The sequence below is a fragment of the Bifidobacterium sp. WCA-178-WT-4B genome (assembly GCF_009696495.1).
GTDB lineage: Bacteria > Actinomycetota > Actinomycetes > Actinomycetales > Bifidobacteriaceae > Bifidobacterium > Bifidobacterium infantis.
The window spans coordinates 123,077-144,167 of sequence record NZ_VULV01000001.1 but is presented as its reverse complement, the minus strand read 5'-3'; the positions used below and the strand labels follow the sequence as shown (position 1 = coordinate 144,167).

Below are 21,091 nucleotides of genomic sequence, written 5' to 3'. Positions count from 1 at the left end.
GGGCAGTCATCCCCGAAATGGAGACAGCTTAGCCGGGAAAAAGGACGACGCCAGCATCCGGAGAAGATGGATGACTGGCGTCGGGTAAGCTCGCAAAAGCACTACTGAACAACCCACGCAGAAGTGTCGGTGGGGAGCTGGCCTTCGGGGGTCAGCGGGCCGGACGCCAGCACCACGGAGCCATCGGGCAGCGCGACCGGGGCATTGCCGAAGTTGGTGATTGAGGTGAACACCCACCCGCCAACCGCCGCGCGGGTGTACGCCACCACATCGTCGCCCATGTCCACCTGCTCGGCCGTGGTGTCGCGCGTGGCGGTCAGCGACTCCTGGCGAATCGCCAGTGCGGCGCGATACAGCGCGAGCATCGAGTCCGGGTCGGCTTGCTCCACGTCCACCGCGTAATCCTTGAACCACAGCGGTTGCGGCAGGTGCGGGTCGGCGGCCGGCGTCACGCCCTCAGCGCGCGTAGCCGGCGAGAAGCCGAAGGAAGCGCCCGTGCCGAACTGGCCGGCGGCGCACAGCGGCACATGGTTCTCGCCGGTACCGTCATCGGCCGGAGTCGGACGGCTGAAATCGGCCAAGGCCGGCTCATCGGCGGCGGTCCACGGCAGCGGCACGCGGCAGCCGTCGCGGCCCTTGTCCATCGTGGCCTGAGCGGTGTGGAAAGCGGTCGGATCCTCCAAGTGATCCCACGGAATATCGGCCACCTCAAACAGGCCCAGCTCCTCGCCCTGATAGATATAGGCGGCGCCGGGCAGGCCGAGCTCCATCAAAGCGGCGGCGCGGGCGCGGCGAGTGCCAAGCTCGCGATCCTCGGGATAGGTAGTGCCGTTGCGCAGCAGCCAGTCGTGCGGCAGCTGGTGGTAGGGCGCGCCCTTGATCTGCGGCAGGCCGTAACGGGAGGGGCTGCGCGGCACGTCGTGATTGTTCATGACCCACGTGGTGGTGGAACCGCCGGTTTCGGCCGCCGCCTTGAGTCCGGCGGCGATGGCCTCGCGGAACTCGTCGGCATACCAGTTGGCTTGCGTGAAGTCGAAGTTGAAGGACTGGCCCAGCTCGTCCATCGAAGCGTACAGGTGCTGGTGCTCGGGCACCACCCACGCCTCGGCCACGGCAAAGCGCGGCGGGTCGTACTCGTTGAACACCTTGCGCCATTCGCGGTAGATATCGTGCACCTCGCGACGGTCGAACAGCGGGTGGCTGAAGTCATGATTCAGCACGCCGACCACGCTGTATTCGCGGCCGAGCTCTTCCAACGGCTTGGATTCGAGGTCCTTGGCCAGGCCGTGCGCCACGTCGATGCGGAAGCCGTCGGTGCCGTGGTCGGACCAGAAACGCAGGGTCTTCTTGAACTCCTCGTGGATGTCCGGATTCTTCCAGTTGACGTCCGGTTGCGCCTTGTCGAACAGGTGCAGATACCACTGGCCGTCGGCCACGCGCGCCCAGGCCGGGCCGCCGAAGAAGGATTGCCAGTCGTTCGGGGGCAGTTCGCCATGGTCGCCGCGGCCGTCGCGGAAGATGTAGCGGTCGCGCGCCGGGGAGCCAGGCTCGGCGGCGAGGGCCTCCTGGAAGAACACGTGCTTGTCAGCGGTGTGGTTGGGCACGATGTCCACGATCACCTTGATGCCGGCCTCGTGCGCGGCCTTGGCCATCGCGTCGAAGTCGTCCATGGTGCCCAGTCGCGGGTCGACGTTGCGGTAGTCGATTACGTCGTAGCCGCCGTCCGCCAGATCGGAGGGGTAGAACGGGGAGAGCCAGATTGCGTCGACGCCGAGGTTCTTCAGGTAGTCCATCTTCTCGGTGACGCCGGCGATGTCGCCGAGTCCGTCGCCGGTGACGTCCTTGAAGCTGCGCGGGTAGATCTGGTAGACGACGGCCTGCTTCCACCAGTCGTCATTGAGATTATTTGCGGTCATGCCGATTCCCTCCTGTTCCGGGTGCGTTGTGGTTGGATTGTTCCGGTCGCGCCCGAACTGCTGTGTGAAGGCCCAACCGTTGTATTGATGATGACAACGATATCATGTGAATTACGCATGCAACAATCGATTTATCGGCGTTTTGCGGTGGTAACGTGGTCACGCCTGCGCAGGCGCTGCTGTCGCGGCAGGCGGCGCGGTGGTTTCGCGCAGTATTAGCGGAGTGTCCGGCCGTACGAATGCCGGTTCGATTGACTTGCCGGCAATGGCATCCAATACCATGTGCCCGGCAGTCGCGCCCATTGCGAACGGGTCCTGATGCAGCGTGGTCAGTCCCACGGCGGCGGACAGGGTGGAATCGTCGAAGCCGATGATGGAAATGTCCTGAGGTACCCGCCGCCCGTATTGACGCAGGCGATACAGCACGGGCGCGGCCATTTCATCATCCTCAAAACAGAAGGCGGTGATGCTGGGGGAGGCGTTCAGTACGGCGTTCAATGCCGCGTTGCTTTCGCCAAGACCGCGTTGAATGCTCAGGGGCGTTAGCTCGATCCCCGGATGGGCGGCAGCGGCATCAATGACGCCCTGCAAACGAGCCTCGGCACTGTAGCGCATATTGGTTTCGGTCGGTGCGCTGCCGACGAACGCGATATGCCGGTGGCCGAGTGCAATCAGGTGCTCGATAGCCGAACGTGTGGCGGCGTAATCATCAATGCTCACGCCTGCGTCGAACCCATCGGTGGAGGGGATGTTGATGCCGACAATCGGCACGTGCATATGCTTCAGTCGCTCCACCTCAGCCGGTTCGATGTCGAAGGAGCTGACAATCACCGCATCCGCATTGCGCCGCACGGGCAAATCCGCAAAGAAGTCGTGGCGCTCGGCGGCGTTGCGCATGGGGTAGGGCACGGTGTCGTAGCCGGAGGGGCGCAGCGCCGAGTCAAGGCCGGCGAAGATGTTCGAATTGAACCAGCTGGCGATGGTCTCGCTGGCAAGCAATGCGATACGGAACGATTGGCCGGATTTCAGGGCGGCGGCCGAGCGAGAGACTGAGTAGTCGAGCTTTTCGGCCGCGGCCATCACTCGGTCTCGAGTCTCGGGAAGCACCAGATCCGGCTTGGCGAAGGTTCGGGACACCGTGGATACGGAAACGCCGGCCTCGCGGGCCACTGCCTGAATGCTTGCCTTGGTCATATGCCGTCGCTCCTTCGCCGTCGCGAACAATCATTGTCATGACAACGATAACATGCCCATAACAAGTCGTCGTCTTCGGCTATCTCGATTACGAGGGGCTGATTTAGGGTGTCCCGGACATCTACTTCCGTTTCAAGGGGCTCCTTGCCGGTGAAACCACAAGTGCAAACGACTTTGTGCCAACGTCATTCCGCCGTTCTCGCGTTGGGTCTACTTGGGCACCAGCCCCTTGAAACGGAAGTAGATGTCCGGGAAAGGCCAAATCAGCCCCTCGAAGCCGATTTAGACCAATTCCCCATTGCGGAATCGATCACTGCTTCTCTCGGCGCATCACGGCGGCTAGGGACTGCACGCGTGGCAGGTCGAAGACCTCGTCGGTATGCACCACGTGGCCTGAGCTGTCCGCCAGCGGCACGCGCCAGTTCGAATACTCGCTGGAAGTGCCCGGCTGATTCTGGGAACGGCATTCGCCCACGCCGTCCACCAACGCTGCCTGCAGCAGCAGCGACGGCGTATCGGTGAGCATGGCGTGCATCGCCTCCACGATCTCCTGCACATGGCCTTCCACATCATCCGCCACGGTCTGCGAGATATAGCCGTTCTCCACCAGACGGGTCATCATGGCCGTGCGTTCGGCCATCGCCGAGGCGGCGAACGCCTCCACCGGCTCGCTCAGGAGATGCAGCTCCTCGCGCAGCTTGACGTGTTCGAAGTTCAGGTAGCCGGCGGTGGGTGGCAGATCGTGCGTGGTCACCGAGGCCAATGCCTGCTTGCGGTAGTCCTCGGGTGCGCGGTACGGGTCGCCGGCGTTCGGCGAATCGTCCATGCGGTTGAACCATTCCACGTCAGTGCCGAGTACGCCGTGATCTGCCAGAATGCGGCGCACGTAATCCGGCACGGTGCCCAGATCCTCGCCAACCACCATGCCTCCGGCGCGCGTGGCTTCGATGGCCAGTACTCCCAGCATCGCTTCGTGGTTGTACGTTACGTATGCGCCGTTGAGGGCGCCGAGCCCCTGCGGAATCCACCACAGGCGGAACAGGCCCAGCACATGGTCGATGCGCACCGCGCCCGCGTGCTCGTACATCGAATGCACCATCTCGCGGTACACCTGGTAGCCGGTGGCCTCCAGATAGCGTGGGCTGAACGGCGGCTGGCCCCAATCCTGGCCCTGCTGGTTATAGAAGTCCGGCGGGCAGCCGACCGTGACACCGCCGGAGGCGAAGCGTTCCGGATTGGCCCAGGCATCCGCGCCGAGCCCGTGCACGCCCACGGCCATGTCTTGCATCAGACCCAGTGTCATGCCGTGGTCCAGCGCCTCCTGCTGCGCGGCGTTCACCTGCTCGGCGGCAATCCACTGCAGCCAGCGGTTGAACTCGAACAGGTCGTGGTGCTCCTCGACGAGCTGGCGCACGGCCGGGTCGTCGATGGTCTTCTCGAAGAACCAACGGTTCTCGCCCCACGGCGCGCCCCATACCTCGAAGCACAGGCACCAGGTGGCGAAGGAATCGAGGTCTGGGCCGGCGGTGGTCTTGAAATGCTCGAATTCGAGCTCGCGCTTGTTGTTGCGGCCCGCGTCGAAGATCAGGCGCAGCGCCGGGCGTTTGGCCGCCCACGCCGCGTTGATGTCCATCGGGTTCGATTCGTCGTTGCGTGCGGCCACTGAATCATGCAGCGCATCCACCTGCGCTCGGATATCGGCCGGCAGCGTGCCGTATTCGGGGATGTCCTGCGGGCGGATGTACGTCACGTTGAGGAATCGGCGCGATTCCGGTAGATACGGCGATGGCTCAAGCGGCGGAATCGGCGCGCCGGCGTGAATCGGGTTGATGAGCATGAAGTCGGCTTTGGACTTGTCGGCCGCGTCCGCCAGCAGCAGCTTCAGATCGCCGTAATCGCCGATGCCCCACGATTCGCGAGACCGCACGGAATACATCTGCGTCATCCAGCCCCACCGCTGGTGCTCGGCGACCGCCTCCGGCACGGGAATGCGCGCGGGGGCGGCGATGATGGCCGCCTTGCCCTCGCGCCCGTCCACCGTGACGGTCAGTGTGTGGTAGCCCATCGGCAGATCGGGAGCGATGGTCAAGTCCGGCTTGCCGGAATTGAGGTGCGGCAGCAGGGCAAAGTGGCCAAACGCGGTGCCGTCCTCCAGTTCGATGGAGACGGTGATGTCCGCGTCCGACGAACAGTTCAGGGTGATGCCGGTCGGTTTGCCGGTGGTGGCGACGATGGTGGAGGGGAGCAAACGTTTGCTGTTTTCCACCTCAAGTTGGGTCATGGAGCGTGCGATGGCCTCGTCGCTGGATGCGTCCACGTCGAGGGCATTGAGTACGGCGACCAAGGCCGCGTCGCTGATTTCGGTGTAGGTGCCGAGCTGGTCGATGAATGAGGTGGCAAGCCCGCAGGTTTTGGCCAGCTTGACCAGCGGACGGGTGAGTCGTTCAGTGCTTTCCGTACGCTGCGAGGCACCGGAAGCGGCGTCGTTGGTGGCGTCTGCGATGGTGCCGGTGCTGGTCGCTGCGTCGTTGCCGTGCGCGTCGGTCATGATGACTCCTTGCTTGCAGATCGGGTACTGCTAGTCGTTTGCATTGCTGTTCGAGGGCCGCTCTGCGTTGAGGTTCCGGCAATCTGGCAGACCAATGTCCGAGCTGTTCTGTCTTTACCGTAACTCATATTGACAACGATTGCAATACATTCGGTGAGTTGGGTAATTAGCGGGCTATCCGAGCACGACGAACGACTGCGGGGAGAGCGTCGGGTGGTCGTCCCAGCGCCAGTCGAGGTAGAAGTTCATGTCGAATCCGGCCTGCATCGATTCGTTCGGTCGGCCCACATTCGGCGACGAACGCCGCCTCGGGGAATTCGGGGCGGATTTTCGAGAACATGTACTGCCAGGTGCGGATCGTGTATGGCTTTGCCGGTTCATGCGGCGATGATGCCGTGGCCCGATTCGACGAAGAATGTTCACCCGGCGTTCTTCCGGCGGTATCCGGACGTTGGCTTGTGAGGCCTACCGTGAAATCCGGAATCGAAAGATCCAAGCAATGCAGGTGCGGAACGGTTCCGCGAAGCTGGAAGGCGTGACGACGACGGACGTGGCCAAACGGGTGCGGCCGGAGGAGTGCGGGCCGGACGGCGCAGATGACACTGCATGGAAGAAGGAAGAACAATGGGCAATCACAAGGCTTTGACGAGCGCCGTAGCGGCGATCGCCTCCATCGCGACGCTCGGCGCGCTCGCCGCTCCGGCGTTTGCTGTCGATGCCGCGAACGGCACCTACAGCCCCAACGGCAAGTCGGTCGCCGAGCTCGCCAAGCACGGCGCCGCGCAGCGCATCGCCGCCATCGGCAACAAGAGCGCGAAGAACGTCGTGCTGTTCATCGGCGACGGCATGGGCGATTCGGAAATCACCGTCGCCCGCGACTATCTGAAAGGCGCCAACGGCCACTTCGATGGTCTGGACGCGGTCGGTCAGCCCGGCGCGCTTGACGACGTGCAGGCGGGCACCGGCCAGTACACGACCTTCTCGCTCGGCGACGGCAGCAAGGACAGCGCCGTCGGCAAGGATGGCGCCGGCAAGCTGGTCGCCAACCCCAACCCGGGTAAGCTCACCCCCGTCACCGATTCCTCCGCGTCCGGCTCCGCATGGGCGACCGGCACCAAGACCTACAACAACGCCGTCGACGTCGACATCTACGGCAACCCGCAGCTGAACCTCTTCGAGCTGGCCAAGGCCGCCGGCAAGGCCACCGGCAACGTGTCCACCGCGGAGATCCAGGACGCCACCCCGGCCGTGCTGGAATCGCACTCCACCGAGCGTGCCTGCTACGGCCCGCAGGGCAAGACCGACGGCAAGACCAACAACGCCTCCAAGCAGTGCCTCGCCAACCAGCTCAAGGAAAACGGCGGCATCGGCTCCATCTCCGAGCAGCTGCTCGACACCCGCGCCGATGTGACCATCGGCGGTGGTTCCAAGTACTTCCGCCAGACCGTGCAGGGCGGCGAATACAAGGGCAAGACCGTGTGGGAGCAGGCCAAGGACATGGGCTTCCAGACCGTTGAGAACGACCCGGCCGCGATGAACGCCCTGCAGTACAAGGATGGCCAGCCGGTGCTCGCCCTGATGAGCGACGGCAACATGCCGACCAAGTTCAACCCGTCCGAGGCCACCGCCAAGGATCCGGCCAAGGACGCAAACCCGACCGTGTGCACCCCGAATGACGCCTGGCTCGGCAACCGTGGCGCCTCACTCAAGGACATGACCAAGAAGGCGCTCGATCTGCTCAACGCCAACCCGAACGGTCAGAAGAACGGCTTCCTCCTGCAGGTCGAAGGCGCTTCGATCGATAAGCAGGACCACAACGCCAACGCTTGCGGCCAGATCGGCGAGACCGACGACTTCGACCAGGCCATCGCCTACGCCATCAAGAACGTGGACCTCACGAACACGCTGGTGATCGTCACCGCCGATCATGCGCACACCTCCCAGGTCCTCAACGCCCAGCCGGCCTACGCGCTGTCCACCGTGCTCAAGTCCGCCGACGGCAACAACATGGTCGTCTCCTACGGCACCGCCCAGGAAGCCTCCACCGACGCCGAAGGCGGCTACAACGGCGGCGACATGGAGCACACCGGCACCCAGCTGCGCATCGCCGCTTCCGGCCCCGGCGCCCAGCGCGTCATCGGCCTGACCGATCAGACCGATAACTTCTACACCATCGCCGGCGCCCTGGGCCTGGCCACCTCCCCCGACGAGCAGAACGCGCTCTCCAAGGACGGCACCGTGAAGGTCTCCCGCACACAGGCCGGCAAGTACGTCGCCAATGTCGACGGCTTCAACGGCGACGCGCTGCTCAGCTACGAACTGAAGGACAAGAACGGCACCGTGGTGTCCAAGTCCGATTCCAGCACCCCGTTGTCCGGCGTGCGCGTCAAGCCCGCGCAGACCACTTCGATCGCGCTCGACAAGATGTCGGAAGGTGCCGAGTACACGCTCACCGTCACCGGTCGCCAGTCCGGCAAGGTCGCGACCGTCGCCATCCAGGCGCCGGCCGCCGGCTCCGCCGACAAGAAGCCGGGCGCCGACAAGAACGGCGTGATCGCTTCGGGCAAGGTACCGAACGATTCCGCGGTCTCCGGCCCGCTGGGCGCCACCGGTACCGCCGTTATGGCCATCGCCATCGCGGCTGTGATGCTGGTTGCGATCGCGATGCTCATCAAGGCCGCGCGTAACGCCAGGAACAACTGATTCGGCCTTGGCCGACCGGTAATCCCGAGTCGTCCAGCCGCCGGAAAACCATCGCCCGCCGAGCCGATGCCCGGCGGGCGATGGTTTTCCGGCAGCTTTTGGTTGTGACGCGATACGTGCCGTGTGCCGCGCTTCGCAGAAACCTGAGTGAGAATCGCTCAAGTTTTTTGCCGAATCCGGGAATATGCACTTGCGGTTTAAAGTTGAGTGGTGTAGGCTCAAGTTTCGGAAGCACGGGAATGGGCGGCTGCGAATGCAAACCCCACAACCGAGAGGAACCGCACAAGGAACCGACCGAAACCCGGGCGAAGAACGAAAGAACGAACACGTGCGAGACGGCTCGCGCACACCGCGCGTCACAACCCGAACAGGTCGTGGCGAACGGCGGCGCCGGCCGGGCAATCGCAAGTCCCACAAAGGAGCACACATTATGGCACGCGCAGTTGGTATCGATCTGGGAACCACGAATTCCTGCATCGCAACTCTTGAAGGTGGCGAGCCCACCGTTATCGTCAACGCTGAAGGCGCGCGCACCACGCCGTCCGTGGTGGCCTTCTCCAAGTCCGGCGAGATCCTTGTCGGCGAAGTGGCCAAGCGTCAGGCCGTGACCAACGTTGACCGCACTATTTCTTCCGTCAAGCGCCACATGGGCACCGACTGGACCGTCGACATCGACGGCAAGAAGTGGACCCCGCAGGAGATTTCCGCGCAGATCCTGATGAAGCTGAAGAGGGATGCCGAGGCATACCTCGGCGAGCCCGTCACCGACGCCGTCATCACCTGCCCGGCATACTTCAACGATGCCCAGCGTCAGGCCACCAAGGACGCCGGCAAGATCGCCGGCCTGAACGTCCTGCGTATCATCAACGAGCCGACCGCAGCCGCTCTGGCCTACGGCCTTGAGAAAGGCAAGGAAGACGAGCGCATCCTGGTCTTCGACCTCGGCGGCGGCACCTTCGATGTCTCCCTGCTGGAGATCGGCAAGGATGACGACGGCTTCTCCACCATCCAGGTTCAGGCCACCAACGGCGACAACCACCTCGGTGGCGATGACTGGGATCAGAAGATCATCGATTGGCTGGTTTCCGAAGTCAAGAACAAGTACGGCGTCGACCTGTCCAAGGACAAGATCGCGCTGCAGCGCCTGAAGGAAGCCGCCGAGCAGGCGAAGAAGGAACTCTCCTCCTCCTCTTCCACCAGCATCTCCATGCAGTACCTGGCCATGACCCCCGACGGCACCCCGGTGCACCTGGACGAGACCCTGACCCGCGCGCACTTCGAGGAGATGACCTCCGACCTGCTGGGCCGCTGCCGCACGCCGTTCAACAACGTGCTGCACGATGCCGGCATCTCGGTGAGCGACATCGACCACGTGGTGCTCGTCGGCGGCTCCACTCGTATGCCCGCCGTCAAGGACCTGGTCAAGGAGCTTACCGGCGGTAAGGAAGCGAACCAGTCCGTGAACCCGGATGAGGTTGTGGCTGTCGGCGCCGCCGTGCAGTCCGGCGTCATCAAGGGCGACCGTAAGGACGTTCTGCTTATCGACGTGACCCCGCTGTCCCTCGGTATCGAGACCAAGGGTGGCATCATGACCAAGCTCATCGATCGCAACACGGCCATCCCGACCAAGCGCTCCGAGGTCTTCTCCACCGCTGAAGACAACCAGCCGTCCGTGCTGATCCAGGTCTACCAGGGTGAGCGTGAGTTCGCACGCGACAACAAGCCGCTGGGCACCTTCGAACTGACCGGCATCGCTCCGGCTCCGCGTGGCGTCCCGCAGATCGAGGTCACCTTCGACATCGACGCCAACGGCATCGTGCACGTGTCCGCCAAGGACAAGGGCACTGGCAAGGAGCAGTCCATGACCATCACCGGTGGTTCCGGCCTGCCGAAGGACGAGATCGACCGCATGGTCAAGGAAGCCGAGGCTCACGAGGCTGAGGACAAGCAGCGCAAGGAGGACGCCGAGACCCGCAACCAGGCCGAGGCCTTCGCCTACTCCACCGAGAAGCTCGTCAACGACAACAAGGACAAGCTCTCCGACGACATCGTCAAGGAGGTCACCGACAAGGTCAACGCCCTGAAGGAGGCCCTGAAGGGTGACGACACCGAGAAGGTCAAGACCGCTCAGACCGAGCTGATGACCGCCGCCCAGAAGATCGGCCAGGTCCTCTACGCCCAGCAGGGTGCCGAGGGTGCCGCGGCTGGTGCCGGTGCGGCTGGCGCTGCCGGCGCTGGCGCTTCCGCTGGCTCCGCCTCCGGTTCCGACGACGACACCGTCGAGGCCGAGGTCGTGGACGACGATGACGACAAGGACAACAAGTGATGTCCGAGTTCAACAAGGACGACTACCTGAACGACCTGCCGGATCCCGACCAGGCCGCTGAGGGTGCCGCTTCCGCCGCGCCGCAGGACTCGGCCAAAGCCGAGACCGCATCCCAAGCTTCCTCTGACGAGGGAGCTGGCGCGGCGAAGTCCGCGACTGAGGGAGAGACCCCGGCGAACGCCGGAGCGGAACAGCCGAGCGATAGCTCGTCCGATTCCGCTCCCTCCGATTCCGAAGACACCCTCACCCCCCTCGGCAAGGCCAAGAAGGAAGCCGCAGACTACCTCGAAGCCCTGCAGCGCGAACGTGCGGAGTTCATCAACTACCGCAATCGCACGCAGAAGGAGCAGGAGCGCTTCCGCCAGCACGGCATCATCGACGTGCTGACCGCGCTGCTGCCCGCCCTCGACGATATCGACCGCATTCGCGAACACAGCGAGATGGACGACTCGTTCAAGGCCGTTGCCACCAAGATCGACAAAGCCTTCGAGAAGTTCGGCGTCGAGAAGTTCGGCGAAAAGGGCGAGGACTTCGACCCCACCAAACATGACGCGATCCTGCACAAGCCGGACGCGAATGCCGAAAAGGAAACGGTTGACACCGTGGTTGAGGCCGGCTACCGCATCGGCGACCGCGTAATCCGCGCCGCCCGTGTGGTCGTGGCCTCCCCGCAAGACCGATGACATGTTGGCTCCCCTCGATGAGGGGAGCCAACGCGAAGAACGTATACGAAAGGAGACATGAATGGCTGAAAACGAATGGCTCAGCAAAGACTTCTACAAAGTCCTTGGTGTCTCCAAGGACGCTTCGGACGACGACATCAAGAAGGCGTACCGCAAGCTCGCCCGCAAATACCATCCTGACGTCAACAAGACCAAGGAAGCCGAGGAGAAGTTCAAGGACATCTCCGAAGCCTATGACGTGCTGAGCAAGAAGGAAGATCGCCAGAAGTACGACGCGATTCGTCAGTTCGGCATGGGCGGCGCCCGCTTCGCCGGCGGTTCCGGCGCCGGCGGCTTCGATGCTTCCGGTTTCTCCGACATCTTTGGTTCCATGTTCGGCCAGGGTGCCGGCGGCAATGGCTCGCGCATCCGCTTCTCCACTTCGGGCGGCGGCCCCAACAACATCAACGACATCTTCTCGATGTTCGGCGGTGCTGCAGGCCAAGGCGGCTACAGCCAGCAGGCGTACGGCAATGCCGGCGGCTATGGCTATGAGGAGGCCCCGCGCCCCGAAAACGGCGAGGACCGCAACTCCAAAATCAGCCTGACCTTGCGTCAGGCGGTCAAGGGCGCTACCGTGTCCCTGTCCGTGGACGGCAAGAAGTTCAAGGCCCACGTGCCTGCGGGCGTCAAGGACGGCCAGAAAATCAAGCTTGCCGGCAAGGGCAAGCCGGGCATCAATGGCGGCAAGGCCGGTGACCTGTACCTGCACGTCACCGTCAAGCCCGATGCCGCGTTCTCGATGCGCGGCCACGACATCGTCATGGACCTGCCCGTCACCGTGGGCCAGGCCGTGGCCGGTGGCAAGGTCGAGGCCAAGGACATCGACGGCAATCCCGTCACCTTCAAGGTGCCGGCCGGTTCCAGCTCCGGCGTGGAGGTCAAGCTCGCGGGACTCGGTGTCCAGCGCGGCAACCAGCCGGGCGACCTGATCGGCCGCGTGCAGATCATGATCCCCGCCAAGCCGGGTCTGGCGGTCAAGCACGCCGCCAAAGAATTCGACGAAAAAGCCGGCGACTATCTCAGCCTGTAATCAGGAGGTGAACAATGGCGCGGTTAGCCAACCAAATGAAGCAGTTGTACGCAATGTGCGCAACCGCGCTGGTGATGGGCAGGGCCGATCTCGACGGAGCCGATGATGTCGGCTTCGATATCGAACTGCCCATCTTCACCGTCGGCCAGGCCGCCGAACTGGCCAACATCCACCCCCAGACCCTTCGCCAGTACGACCGGCTGGGTCTGGTCCGTCCGCAGCGCACCGATGGCGGCGCACGCCGCTACTGCCTGCGCGACATTGCCCGCCTGACCCGAGCTCAGCGCCTAAGTCAGGATGAGGGCATCAATCTTTCCGGTATCGCGCGCATCCTTGAGCTCGAAGAAGAGAATCGACAGTTGCGCCGTGAAGTCAAGCGCATGCAAACCGGCGACCAGGAAAGCGTCTTCGCCGCTGGCCGAGACGGCAACATCGTGGAGGTGCAACGCTCCAACCGCGCCCGCCTCTGGCGCAACGCCATCCGCCGCGAAACCCGCGAACTGCCCGGTCGCGATACCGCCGCCGATACCGCTGCCTGCACCACCGGCGACTCCAACTTCACTCCCGCCGACTCCAAGTCCATGGTCCTGTGGGGTTGGTGAGTCTGGCCGCATTGCTTCGATTCCTTCTCCATTCGTAAAACTGTTTGTTATCTCACATCGGGCAGCTGCCGAAAAGAGCACGAATTTTCTTGACGGAGATGTCAAGGTTTGTTACGGTGACGTGCGAAAACCGATTCGTAAGGGGTGCTTTAGGCTGAGACGGTATGTGCCGAGCCCTTCGAACCTGTGAGCTAACACTCGCGTAGGGAATACGACGGTTGAACTCCTCTGTTCGGCTCGGCATCCCATATGCGCGTTGAGAGAGAGGAAGCGTATGTCAATACGCAAGGAGCTGACCGCCCAGAACATACTGCTGGGTTTCCAGCATGTGTTCGTTTCCAATGTTTGGCTTGATCCGGTATTCGTGGCCGGAGCAATCGGCTTACCTATTGCCCTGTCGTCGAACATGATTAACGCCATCTTCATCGTCTCCGGCCTGGTTACTCTGATCCAGGCCACTCGGCTGGTTCGCCTGCCGGTGGTGCAGGGGCCGTCAGCCGCGTTTGACGCGTTGATGATCGCGGCAGGTACGGCTGGCATGCTGGGGGCGGCGAGTTCGTCCATTCTCATCGCTTCGCTTGTGTTCCTGTTGCTGTGCCTGACCGGTGTGATAGAGCGGATGAGGTTCCTGTTCTCTCCGATGATCTCGGGCGTGGTCATCTTTATGGTCGGTGTTTCGCTGTCCGGATTCACGCTGAGCGAGTTTCTAGGCGGGGCTCCCGGCGACAAGACGTTTGCCGATCCGCACATCCTGACCGTGTCGATCCTGACCACGGCGATTGTGCTTGTCCTGTCGCTGCTCGGTAAGGGTCTGCTTAAGTCGTTCTCATTCCTCATCGCGCTTGTCGTCGGCACCGTGGTCGCCGCAGTGTTTGGCATGGTGGACTTCTCTCCTGTGGCTTCCAAGGGATGGTTGGGCCTGCCGACCTTCATGCCTTACGGGCCGTTTACGTTTGACTGGAAGATCTTCATTCCGTTCTTCATCGCCTATATGGTTGCCGTCATGGAGGCTCTCGGCGTCTATCAGGCGGCTTCCGAGATTCAAGGCACGACCCTCGAACGCAAGCAGGTGCGCTACGGCCTCGCCGGCGAGGCGGCAGGTTCGGCCATTTCCTCGCTGATTGGTGGATTCACCACCACCGCATACCCGCAAAATGTCGGCCTGCTCAACCTGACCGGCGAAGGCAAGCTGCGCACGCGCACGCCTGTGATCATCGCCGCCATTCTGTTGCTGATTCTGGGCTTCGTGCCAAAGGCGGGCGCGCTGCTGTCCGTCATTCCCTCGGCAGTCGTCGGAGGCATCTTCCTGCCGGCTGCGGCCAGCCTGATCGTGACCGGTCTGCGAGCCTTGCGCAAGGTCGCTGATGACGAGCGCCGTCAAACGGTCATCGGCATGTCTCTGCTGCTCGGCATCGCCCTGCCCAAGGCGCTCTCCGGCCTGACCGGCGGCGCAAGCGTGTTCTTTGGCAACAACATCATGGTCGGTGTATTCAGCGCCATCATTCTCAATGCGCTGTTCATCGCTCTTCCGGATTTGGTGGCGAAGCATCGTGCGCCGGCGTCCATGGATGTTCCAGCAGCCGATCCGGCGGATGGGACTGGCGTTGCGGCGCACGATGAACGATAATGCTGGTTGATATTGGATATTGACAGGAGCGATGCAATGACTGATGTGATGGATGACGCGCGTCGTATCAAGCGCGGGATTCTGGATTTTATCCATACCTATGGCTGTGAGCAGGCCCCGGAAGAGGCGTTTGGTGCGTTGGCGCGCGACGTGTTCATCTATCAGTACACGTATGATCTGCCGTACCGTCGTTACTGCGCGGCTAAACGCGTCACCCCCGCAACGCTCAAGGATTGGCGGGAGATTCCGCCGATGCCGGTGGACGGGTTCAAGCACCTTGACCTTTCGACCATACCGACCGAGCAGTGCAAAGCCGTATTCATGACGAGCGGAACCACGCATGGCGGCAAGATGCGTGGGCGCAACTTCCACCCCGATCTTGAGGTGTGGGATGAATCGATGATTGTGCCGTTCCGCCATTTCATCATGCCGGATCGTGAACGCATTCGCATTGCTGTGATCTCTCCGGCGTGGGACATGAACCAGAACTCCTCCCTGTCGCGGTATCTCACCAAGGCCGTGGAACTCTGCGGCAGCGAAGGCAGCGGCGTGTTCTTCGATGAACATGGGCTCAAATTCGATGGCATCATCGATTTCCTCAATCGTGCGGTGTCCGACGGCGAACCGGTGATGCTGATGGGTGTCTCGTCATCCTACCTGTATCTGCTCGATTACCTGCATGAGCATGATCTGACGTTCGCGCTGGCCCCCGATAGCCGCTTGTTCGACACTGGCGGCTTCAAGAGCACTAAGCGTGACATCACCGAAGACCAGATGCTTGATGAGCTGGAACAGACACTGGGGGTGCCGCGCCACCACTGCGTCAACATGTATGGCATGACCGAGTTGAGCTCGCAGATCTATGACCAAAATATTCTGTCGTGGTATACGGATGGCACCAGCAACTATCTCAAGGCGAACCCCGCCTGGGTGCGCACGGTCTTCCTTGATCCGGAGACGCTGACTCCCGTCAAGGATGGTGAGACTGGTGTGATAGCCCATTACGACCTTGCCAATTGGAATTCCTGCATCGGTATTCTGACCGAGGATCTTGGCCATCGGACTCCGAACGGATTCCTGCTGCAGGGCCGGGCGAAGGGAGCCGAGGCCCGTGGTTGCTCAATCGCAGTGGACGAGGTCATCAGTGCCAACCGCTGACGAATCTGTGAGTCAGGCCATTGATGTCTTCCATCTGCCCTCGGGAGCGGATGTTTCGGATTACGAAATCTATGAGGTCGCCACATCGGATGGGGTGAAGCGTTTGCGCTATCCGCGACTGGATGGCCCAAAGGTGACTTCCCTTGCCAAGCAGCTTGCCGATGTTCGCAACCGCACGCTTGCCGCGATGAGTGTCAACGATATTCTCGACATCGTGGCCGACGCGGCCCAACTATGGGCCGATTCGGATTTTGAGCTGCGGCGTCAGGCTGAACTGCTGATTCCCGCAATCACCGGATATGAGCCTGACATGGTGCGGATTGAGCTCAAACGGTATATGCGCCAGTTCAGGCGTCGTGAACTGCTCCGGTTCCTGGACTCCGAAATCGGTCAGCCGTCCATGCTCGACGAATTCCGGCCGAACAAGGCGGGGGGATACTCTAAATATGTGGGCCCGGCGCTCACCTATCAGGTGTTCTCCAGCAATGTGCCGGGGATTCCCGTGTGGAGCATGGCGATGACCCTGCTGGTCAAAGGCGCGATTCTTGGCAAATCTTCATTTTCCGAACCGGTGATGCCTGCGTTCTTTGCTCGCAGCATTGCGATGGTCAATTCCGACCTCGCTGATGCCATTGCGGTGGTTCCATGGAAGGGCGGCTCGCAGCAGCTCGAGGATTCAGCCATCGATGTGGCCGATGCCGTGATTGTTTACGGTTCTTCGCAGACTACCAAATTGATTGCGGGCAAAGTCGCCGGATCCAAGCCCTGTCTAGGTTACGGAGCAAAAGTCGGGTTGGCGTTCATTGGTCGAGAGGCTTTGCGCCCTGATACCTATGCCGATACCGTGCATCGTGTGGCTGTTGACATCGCCACATATGACCAGCAAAGCTGCCTGGCTCCGCAGACCGTGTTCGTGGAGACTGATGGAGCCCTCACCCCTCGTGAAGTGGCTCAGCTGCTCGGTGGCGAGCTTGAGAATCAGCAGCGCAAATATCCGCGCTCCGTATTGAGTGACGCCGAGAACGTGGCCATTCAGCGGGCGCGCACCGACGCTGAGATGAGAGCCTTGATGGGCGGGAAGGCCGCGGTGTTCGCCAGTGGCCATAGCACGGCATGGTCGGTGCTGTATCGAGAACTTGACGGTAGTGGTGCCGACGAGGATGTTGCTTCGCTGATGTCGCCGTTGAACCGCACCGTCAACGTGGTGGCGGTGCCAGATTTGTTGGACGCTGCCAGAAGATTGACTTCCTGCCGTGGCTGGCTGCAGAGCTGCGGTGTCGCTGTGGATTCGACCAGACTGTTTGGTCTTGCAGATACATTGGCCGAGGTCGGTGTGAATCGTATCTGTCCGCTCGGTGAGATGGATCGGGCGAAATCCGGCTGGCATCATGATGGGGGCTTCAATCTCATCGATCTGTTGCGCGCGGTGGATGTCGAACGCGACAGCGACACGTACGGCGATTCGTTCGATATGGATATGGAATAGGCCTGTGCTGTTGCGGGCAGCAGGGGCTGGTAGCGGGGCGAAAGGCAAGGGTGATGACAGAGCAAAGCGATATGGCACGGCGTCCAATGGTGAATCTGGATGGCAGAACAGCGATCATCACCGGTTCCGGCAAGGGCATAGGAGCGGCCGTGGCGAAATGCCTGGCATCGCACGGAGCCGCTGTCGTCATCAATTACGTACATGACGCTGCCAGCGCGCAGCGCACTGTTGAAGACATCCACTCGCTGGGAGGCTTGGCTATAGCTGTACAGGCGGATGTTTGCGATGAATCGCAATCTTCCAAGCTGGTGGGTGCCGCTGTCGACTCATTCGGCGGCGTGGACATCTTAGTGAATAATGCTTTCGGGCGCTTCTCCTTTGACCCGCGTCGCCGTTCCACTTTTGCTGGAGGCGATTGGGATGAGTTTAGCGCACAGATCGAGGGATGCCTGCATGGTGCATATCTGATGTGCTCACATGTGGTGCCGCTGATGCGAGCCCAGACCTCCGGGCGTATCATCAACATCTCCAGCAATCTGGTCGATTCGCCCATCGTGCCCTACCATTCGTATATCACTGCCAAAGGCGGCTTGGTCGGCATGACCCGCTCTCTGGCCCAGGAGCTGGGCGGCTTCGGCATTACCGTTAATGCCATTGCCGCAGGTTTGACGGCCGGAACCGCATCCAGCGCAGCCACCACCGAGGATGTTCGTGAACGAATCATTGCCATGACGCCTCTTGGCCGCCTTGCCCGTCCCGATGACATCGCCGGAGGGGTCGCGTTGTTGGCGTCCGACATGGCCGGCTTCATTACCGGGCAATGTCTGCACGTCGATGGTGGTTTGACCATGCGCTGAGGCGCAGGGGCGGTGTGCTGACGCGCTATGGTTGTCGCATCCGGTTGGTGCAATGGAATGCAGCAAGAGTAAAGGCGCCAATTGGCGTGCGGGCATGCGAACGGAGGTAACCATGTTGCTCAAGGCCGTGTTTTGGGATTTGGATGGAACGCTTATCGATTCGGAACCGCTTTGGCATGACGGCGAAATCGAAATCGCGCACAACAATGGCGGCGAGTGGAACGAGGACCTCGGTTGGGCGTGCTCCGGCACTCCGGTGGCTCACGTGGCAGAGGTCATGATTGCGCATGGCTGCACATTGAGCGTTCCCGAAATCGACAAGCAGCTCAAGGATTATGTGTTCAAGGCGGAGGTCGAACGTCTGCCGTGGATTCCTGGTGTGCAAGACGTGTTGCGCTCGCTCAATGAGGCCGGCATCCCATCCATGCTGGTCACTACTTCGCCGCGCCGTATGGCGGAGAACATCATGAAGCAGTCTGAGGGACTGTTCGCCGGCTACGTCTGTGGCGACGATCCGTACGAACACAAGCCGAACCCCGCGCCCTACCTGGCCGCAGCCGACAAGCTTGGCATCGCCCGTGAAGACATGGCCAAGTGCGTGGTGCTCGAGGATTCTTCGGTTGGACTTCAGGCCGGTGCGGCATCGGGCGCGACTCTGATTGCGCAGACCGGCTGGATTCGCACGGATACTTCCGGCCTGGGCCAGTTCGCGTCCATAGAATCGTATGACGGTATCGATGCGGCCGCGCTGGACGGTTTCGTGCGCCAGCGTCTTGGTGAGTAATTGATTACATCACCGCGCATGCAGTTCTCTTCATGAGCGGTGGAATGTGTTGACGATATACCAGCGAAGCACGCCATATTTGTAAGGAAGATGGCAGTAATGGCTGCTATGAGGTTCCGGTGGCCCCCTCTTGTATCGGGGCGACTGGTAGAGTGGTTGACGGTTTTCAGACGAATGTCTGGTTATTGGACAGATTGTTCACACATATAGACGTATAGGACTCATAGGAATCACATGGGCTTCGTTAATTTCATCCTCGAACTGCTGAAGGATCCGCGTGCCGCGATTGCCGGTTGGATTGCCATGGGCGTGGCGCCGACCCTCGGATTCATCTTCCTCATCGTATTCATCGAAACGGGCGTGGTGTTCTTCCCGTTCCTGCCCGGTGATTCGCTGTTGTTCGCGGCCGGCGTGTTCGCAGCCCCGGATGCTGCGACCGGCAAGGCCGCGCTGCCGCTGTTCTGGTTGCTGCCGGTGGTTTGGTGCGCGCCGATTATCGGCGACCAGTGCAACTACTTCATCGGTCATTTCTTTGGCCGCCGTATCATCCAGTCCGGCAAGGTGAAGGCCTTGACCCCGGAGCGTTTGGCCAAAACCGAGCACATGATTGAGAAGTGGGGCCCGCTGGCTGTGTTCCTGGGCCGCTTCTTCCCGTTCATTCGTACGTTCATGCCGTTCATTTCCGGTATTTCCGGTATGCGTTGGAGCCGTTTCACGCCGTTCTCAGTGCTCGGCGGCCTGTGCTGGTCCACGCTGTTCACGTTGCTGGGCTACTTCTTCGGCAACATTCCGGCCGTGCAGGATCACTTCGAGCTGGTGATCGTGCTGATTCTGCTGGTCTCGCTCGCCCCGACCATCATCGGTCTGTTCAAGGCCAAGTTCGGCAAGAAGAAGCCGGCCAAGGTGACCGATGCTCAGCTGGACGTCATGGAAGACGGCATCAAGAACCTCGATAAGTAAGCAAGAAATGTAGATTACCGCATAAGGAATCGTCGTGAAAATGAAGGCCCTGACCGTGCATATGAGGTCAGGGCCTTTTGCATGAGATGGGCGTGAAACAGCACCGTGGTTATCCACATTTGTCGTGGACGACATGCCGGGGTGTGGATAACTCGGCAAGCTAGAACCACAATGGTCGATTCGTGTTGAGCATTGAACTCGGACACGTTTCAATCGGCTTATGAATAGCAATACCTCACCCCGCGTGGCGCGTAGGATCACCTCGCCAGCGGTAGCACCTCCGGGCATTCCGCTGCCCACGGACGATGCGCCGATTCCAGCGCATCGCTACTACACTCCGCCGCCCAGGCCGTTGGCCTCATGCGAACGGCAGAGATCGGGCGAGGCTCCGGCACTCGCCCTAACTACAGACTCCAGCTTTCATAACATTGTGACGATGACGTCAGGCCATGGAGGCGTGGGGTTGAGTGTCATGGCTTCCATGCTTGCATGGACATTGGCGAGACGTGAACACAGCTGCGTTCTCATAGACGCTGATTTCGTGGCCGGATGCCTTGATCTGCTACTTGGTGTAGAACGAGAGCCGGGCTTACGGTTCAGCCAAGTCGACGCGCCCCTCGGCCGTATCGAGGGTGAGGCGATGAACCATGAGCTGATGACGTGGGAGGGTGTGCGAGTACTTCCCTACGATCCTTGGAGCGCGCGCCAGCCTGACTGGTGGGAAGTCCAAGCGGCCATCCGGGCTTTGGCGGAAGCGAACGACGTCGTCATCGTGGACGCCGGGCAAGGGGGACTCATTGAGACCGTGCCCGATTTACGCAGTGGCATGCAGGTGATTGCCGCGGAATTGTCGGTAATGGGATTGGCTAGGGCCAAAGCGCACCGGTCCAGACTGGATTCTTGGGGCTGTGAAGCGCCACATATTGTCGGCGTGGAACCACGTGGCGCTCCACGTGGGAGAGGGCACGTGGGTATTGGCGAGGCGCAGGACTACTTGACCGCCACGGTATTGGGTCCTGTCAAGCCAAGTGTCAATCTGTGCGGAGACGTACTGGAAGGCCTCGGCATCAGATCGGTGACCAAAGGCAGTCGTAAAGCCATGAACTTGCTTGCCGATCTCGTAGAACAGGCCATTCGCCCGGTTTCGGGAACTTCTCACAAGGACCAGTGATGCT

The 21,091-nt window shown here is 61.6% G+C and carries 15 protein-coding genes, 1 pseudogene and 1 riboswitch; of the genes and pseudogenes, 12 read left to right on the top strand and 4 right to left on the bottom strand.

Annotated features, from left to right (window positions below; translation table 11 throughout):
* Positions 1–101 precede the first annotated feature (101 nt).
* From FYJ31_RS00650 to FYJ31_RS13255, 4 genes and pseudogenes are all read right to left on the bottom strand, one after another.
* Positions 102–1,916, bottom strand: coding sequence for a glycoside hydrolase family 13 protein (locus FYJ31_RS00650; protein ID WP_154535705.1), 1,815 nt, complete (start codon positions 1,914–1,916; stop codon positions 102–104).
* A gap of 159 nt (positions 1,917–2,075) precedes the next feature.
* Positions 2,076–3,110 carry a LacI family DNA-binding transcriptional regulator gene (locus tag FYJ31_RS00645; protein ID WP_154535704.1) on the bottom strand — a complete coding sequence of 345 codons (1,035 nt, stop codon included), beginning with the start codon at positions 3,108–3,110 and terminating at the stop codon, positions 2,076–2,078.
* Between the two features lie 310 nt (positions 3,111–3,420).
* Positions 3,421–5,658 carry a 4-alpha-glucanotransferase gene (malQ, locus tag FYJ31_RS00640; protein WP_154535703.1) on the bottom strand — a complete coding sequence of 746 codons (2,238 nt, stop codon included), beginning with the start codon at positions 5,656–5,658 and terminating at the stop codon, positions 3,421–3,423.
* Between the two features lie 210 nt (positions 5,659–5,868).
* A pseudogene (locus tag FYJ31_RS13255) lies at positions 5,869–6,037 on the bottom strand (alpha-amylase family glycosyl hydrolase); the annotation flags it as partial.
* 245 nt (positions 6,038–6,282) lie between these two features.
* On the opposite strand from FYJ31_RS13255, the gene phoA reads away from it, so the two are divergent.
* From phoA to FYJ31_RS00580, 12 genes are all read left to right on the top strand, one after another.
* Positions 6,283–8,361 (top strand): alkaline phosphatase, encoded by a 2,079-nt coding sequence (gene phoA / locus FYJ31_RS00635; protein ID WP_154535702.1) that lies wholly within the window; start codon positions 6,283–6,285, stop codon positions 8,359–8,361.
* Positions 8,362–8,791: 430 nt separating this feature from the next.
* Positions 8,792–10,687: a molecular chaperone DnaK gene (gene dnaK, locus FYJ31_RS00630; protein ID WP_154535701.1), complete on the top strand. Its 1,896-nt coding sequence runs from the start codon at positions 8,792–8,794 to the stop codon at positions 10,685–10,687.
* Positions 10,687–11,370 (top strand): nucleotide exchange factor GrpE, encoded by a 684-nt coding sequence (gene grpE / locus FYJ31_RS00625; protein WP_143723848.1) that lies wholly within the window; start codon positions 10,687–10,689, stop codon positions 11,368–11,370. Before dnaK ends, grpE begins: the two co-directional genes overlap by 1 nt.
* A gap of 61 nt (positions 11,371–11,431) precedes the next feature.
* Positions 11,432–12,442, top strand: coding sequence for a DnaJ C-terminal domain-containing protein (locus FYJ31_RS00620; protein WP_154535700.1), 1,011 nt, complete (start codon positions 11,432–11,434; stop codon positions 12,440–12,442).
* A 14-nt stretch (positions 12,443–12,456) separates the two neighbouring features.
* Entirely contained in the window at positions 12,457–13,044 is a 588-nt protein-coding gene (locus FYJ31_RS00615) for a heat shock protein transcriptional repressor HspR (protein WP_060620421.1), read from the top strand.
* A gap of 130 nt (positions 13,045–13,174) precedes the next feature.
* A riboswitch (TPP riboswitch) is annotated at positions 13,175–13,271 on the top strand.
* 47 nt (positions 13,272–13,318) lie between these two features.
* Positions 13,319–14,671: a solute carrier family 23 protein gene (locus FYJ31_RS00610; protein WP_154535699.1), complete on the top strand. Its 1,353-nt coding sequence runs from the start codon at positions 13,319–13,321 to the stop codon at positions 14,669–14,671.
* Positions 14,672–14,707: 36 nt separating this feature from the next.
* Positions 14,708–15,829: a LuxE/PaaK family acyltransferase gene (locus FYJ31_RS00605; protein WP_154535698.1), complete on the top strand. Its 1,122-nt coding sequence runs from the start codon at positions 14,708–14,710 to the stop codon at positions 15,827–15,829.
* A complete protein-coding gene (locus tag FYJ31_RS00600) occupies positions 15,816–17,315 on the top strand; it encodes an acyl-CoA reductase (protein ID WP_174772517.1) in 1,500 nt (499 codons plus the stop codon). The genes FYJ31_RS00605 and FYJ31_RS00600 overlap by 14 nt, the downstream gene beginning before the upstream one ends.
* An 86-nt stretch (positions 17,316–17,401) precedes the next feature.
* Positions 17,402–18,172, top strand: a complete 771-nt coding sequence (locus tag FYJ31_RS00595; protein ID WP_162859229.1) for an SDR family oxidoreductase — start codon at positions 17,402–17,404, stop codon at positions 18,170–18,172.
* A gap of 112 nt (positions 18,173–18,284) precedes the next feature.
* A complete protein-coding gene (locus FYJ31_RS00590) occupies positions 18,285–18,956 on the top strand; it encodes an HAD family hydrolase (RefSeq protein WP_154535697.1) in 672 nt (223 codons plus the stop codon).
* 234 nt (positions 18,957–19,190) lie between these two features.
* Positions 19,191–19,916: a DedA family protein gene (locus FYJ31_RS00585; protein WP_012576600.1), complete on the top strand. Its 726-nt coding sequence runs from the start codon at positions 19,191–19,193 to the stop codon at positions 19,914–19,916.
* Positions 19,917–20,268: 352 nt separating this feature from the next.
* On the top strand, positions 20,269–21,087 hold the full coding sequence (locus FYJ31_RS00580) for a P-loop NTPase (RefSeq protein WP_268234324.1): 819 nt from the start codon (positions 20,269–20,271) through the stop codon (positions 21,085–21,087).
* Positions 21,088–21,091: the final 4 nt, after the last annotated feature.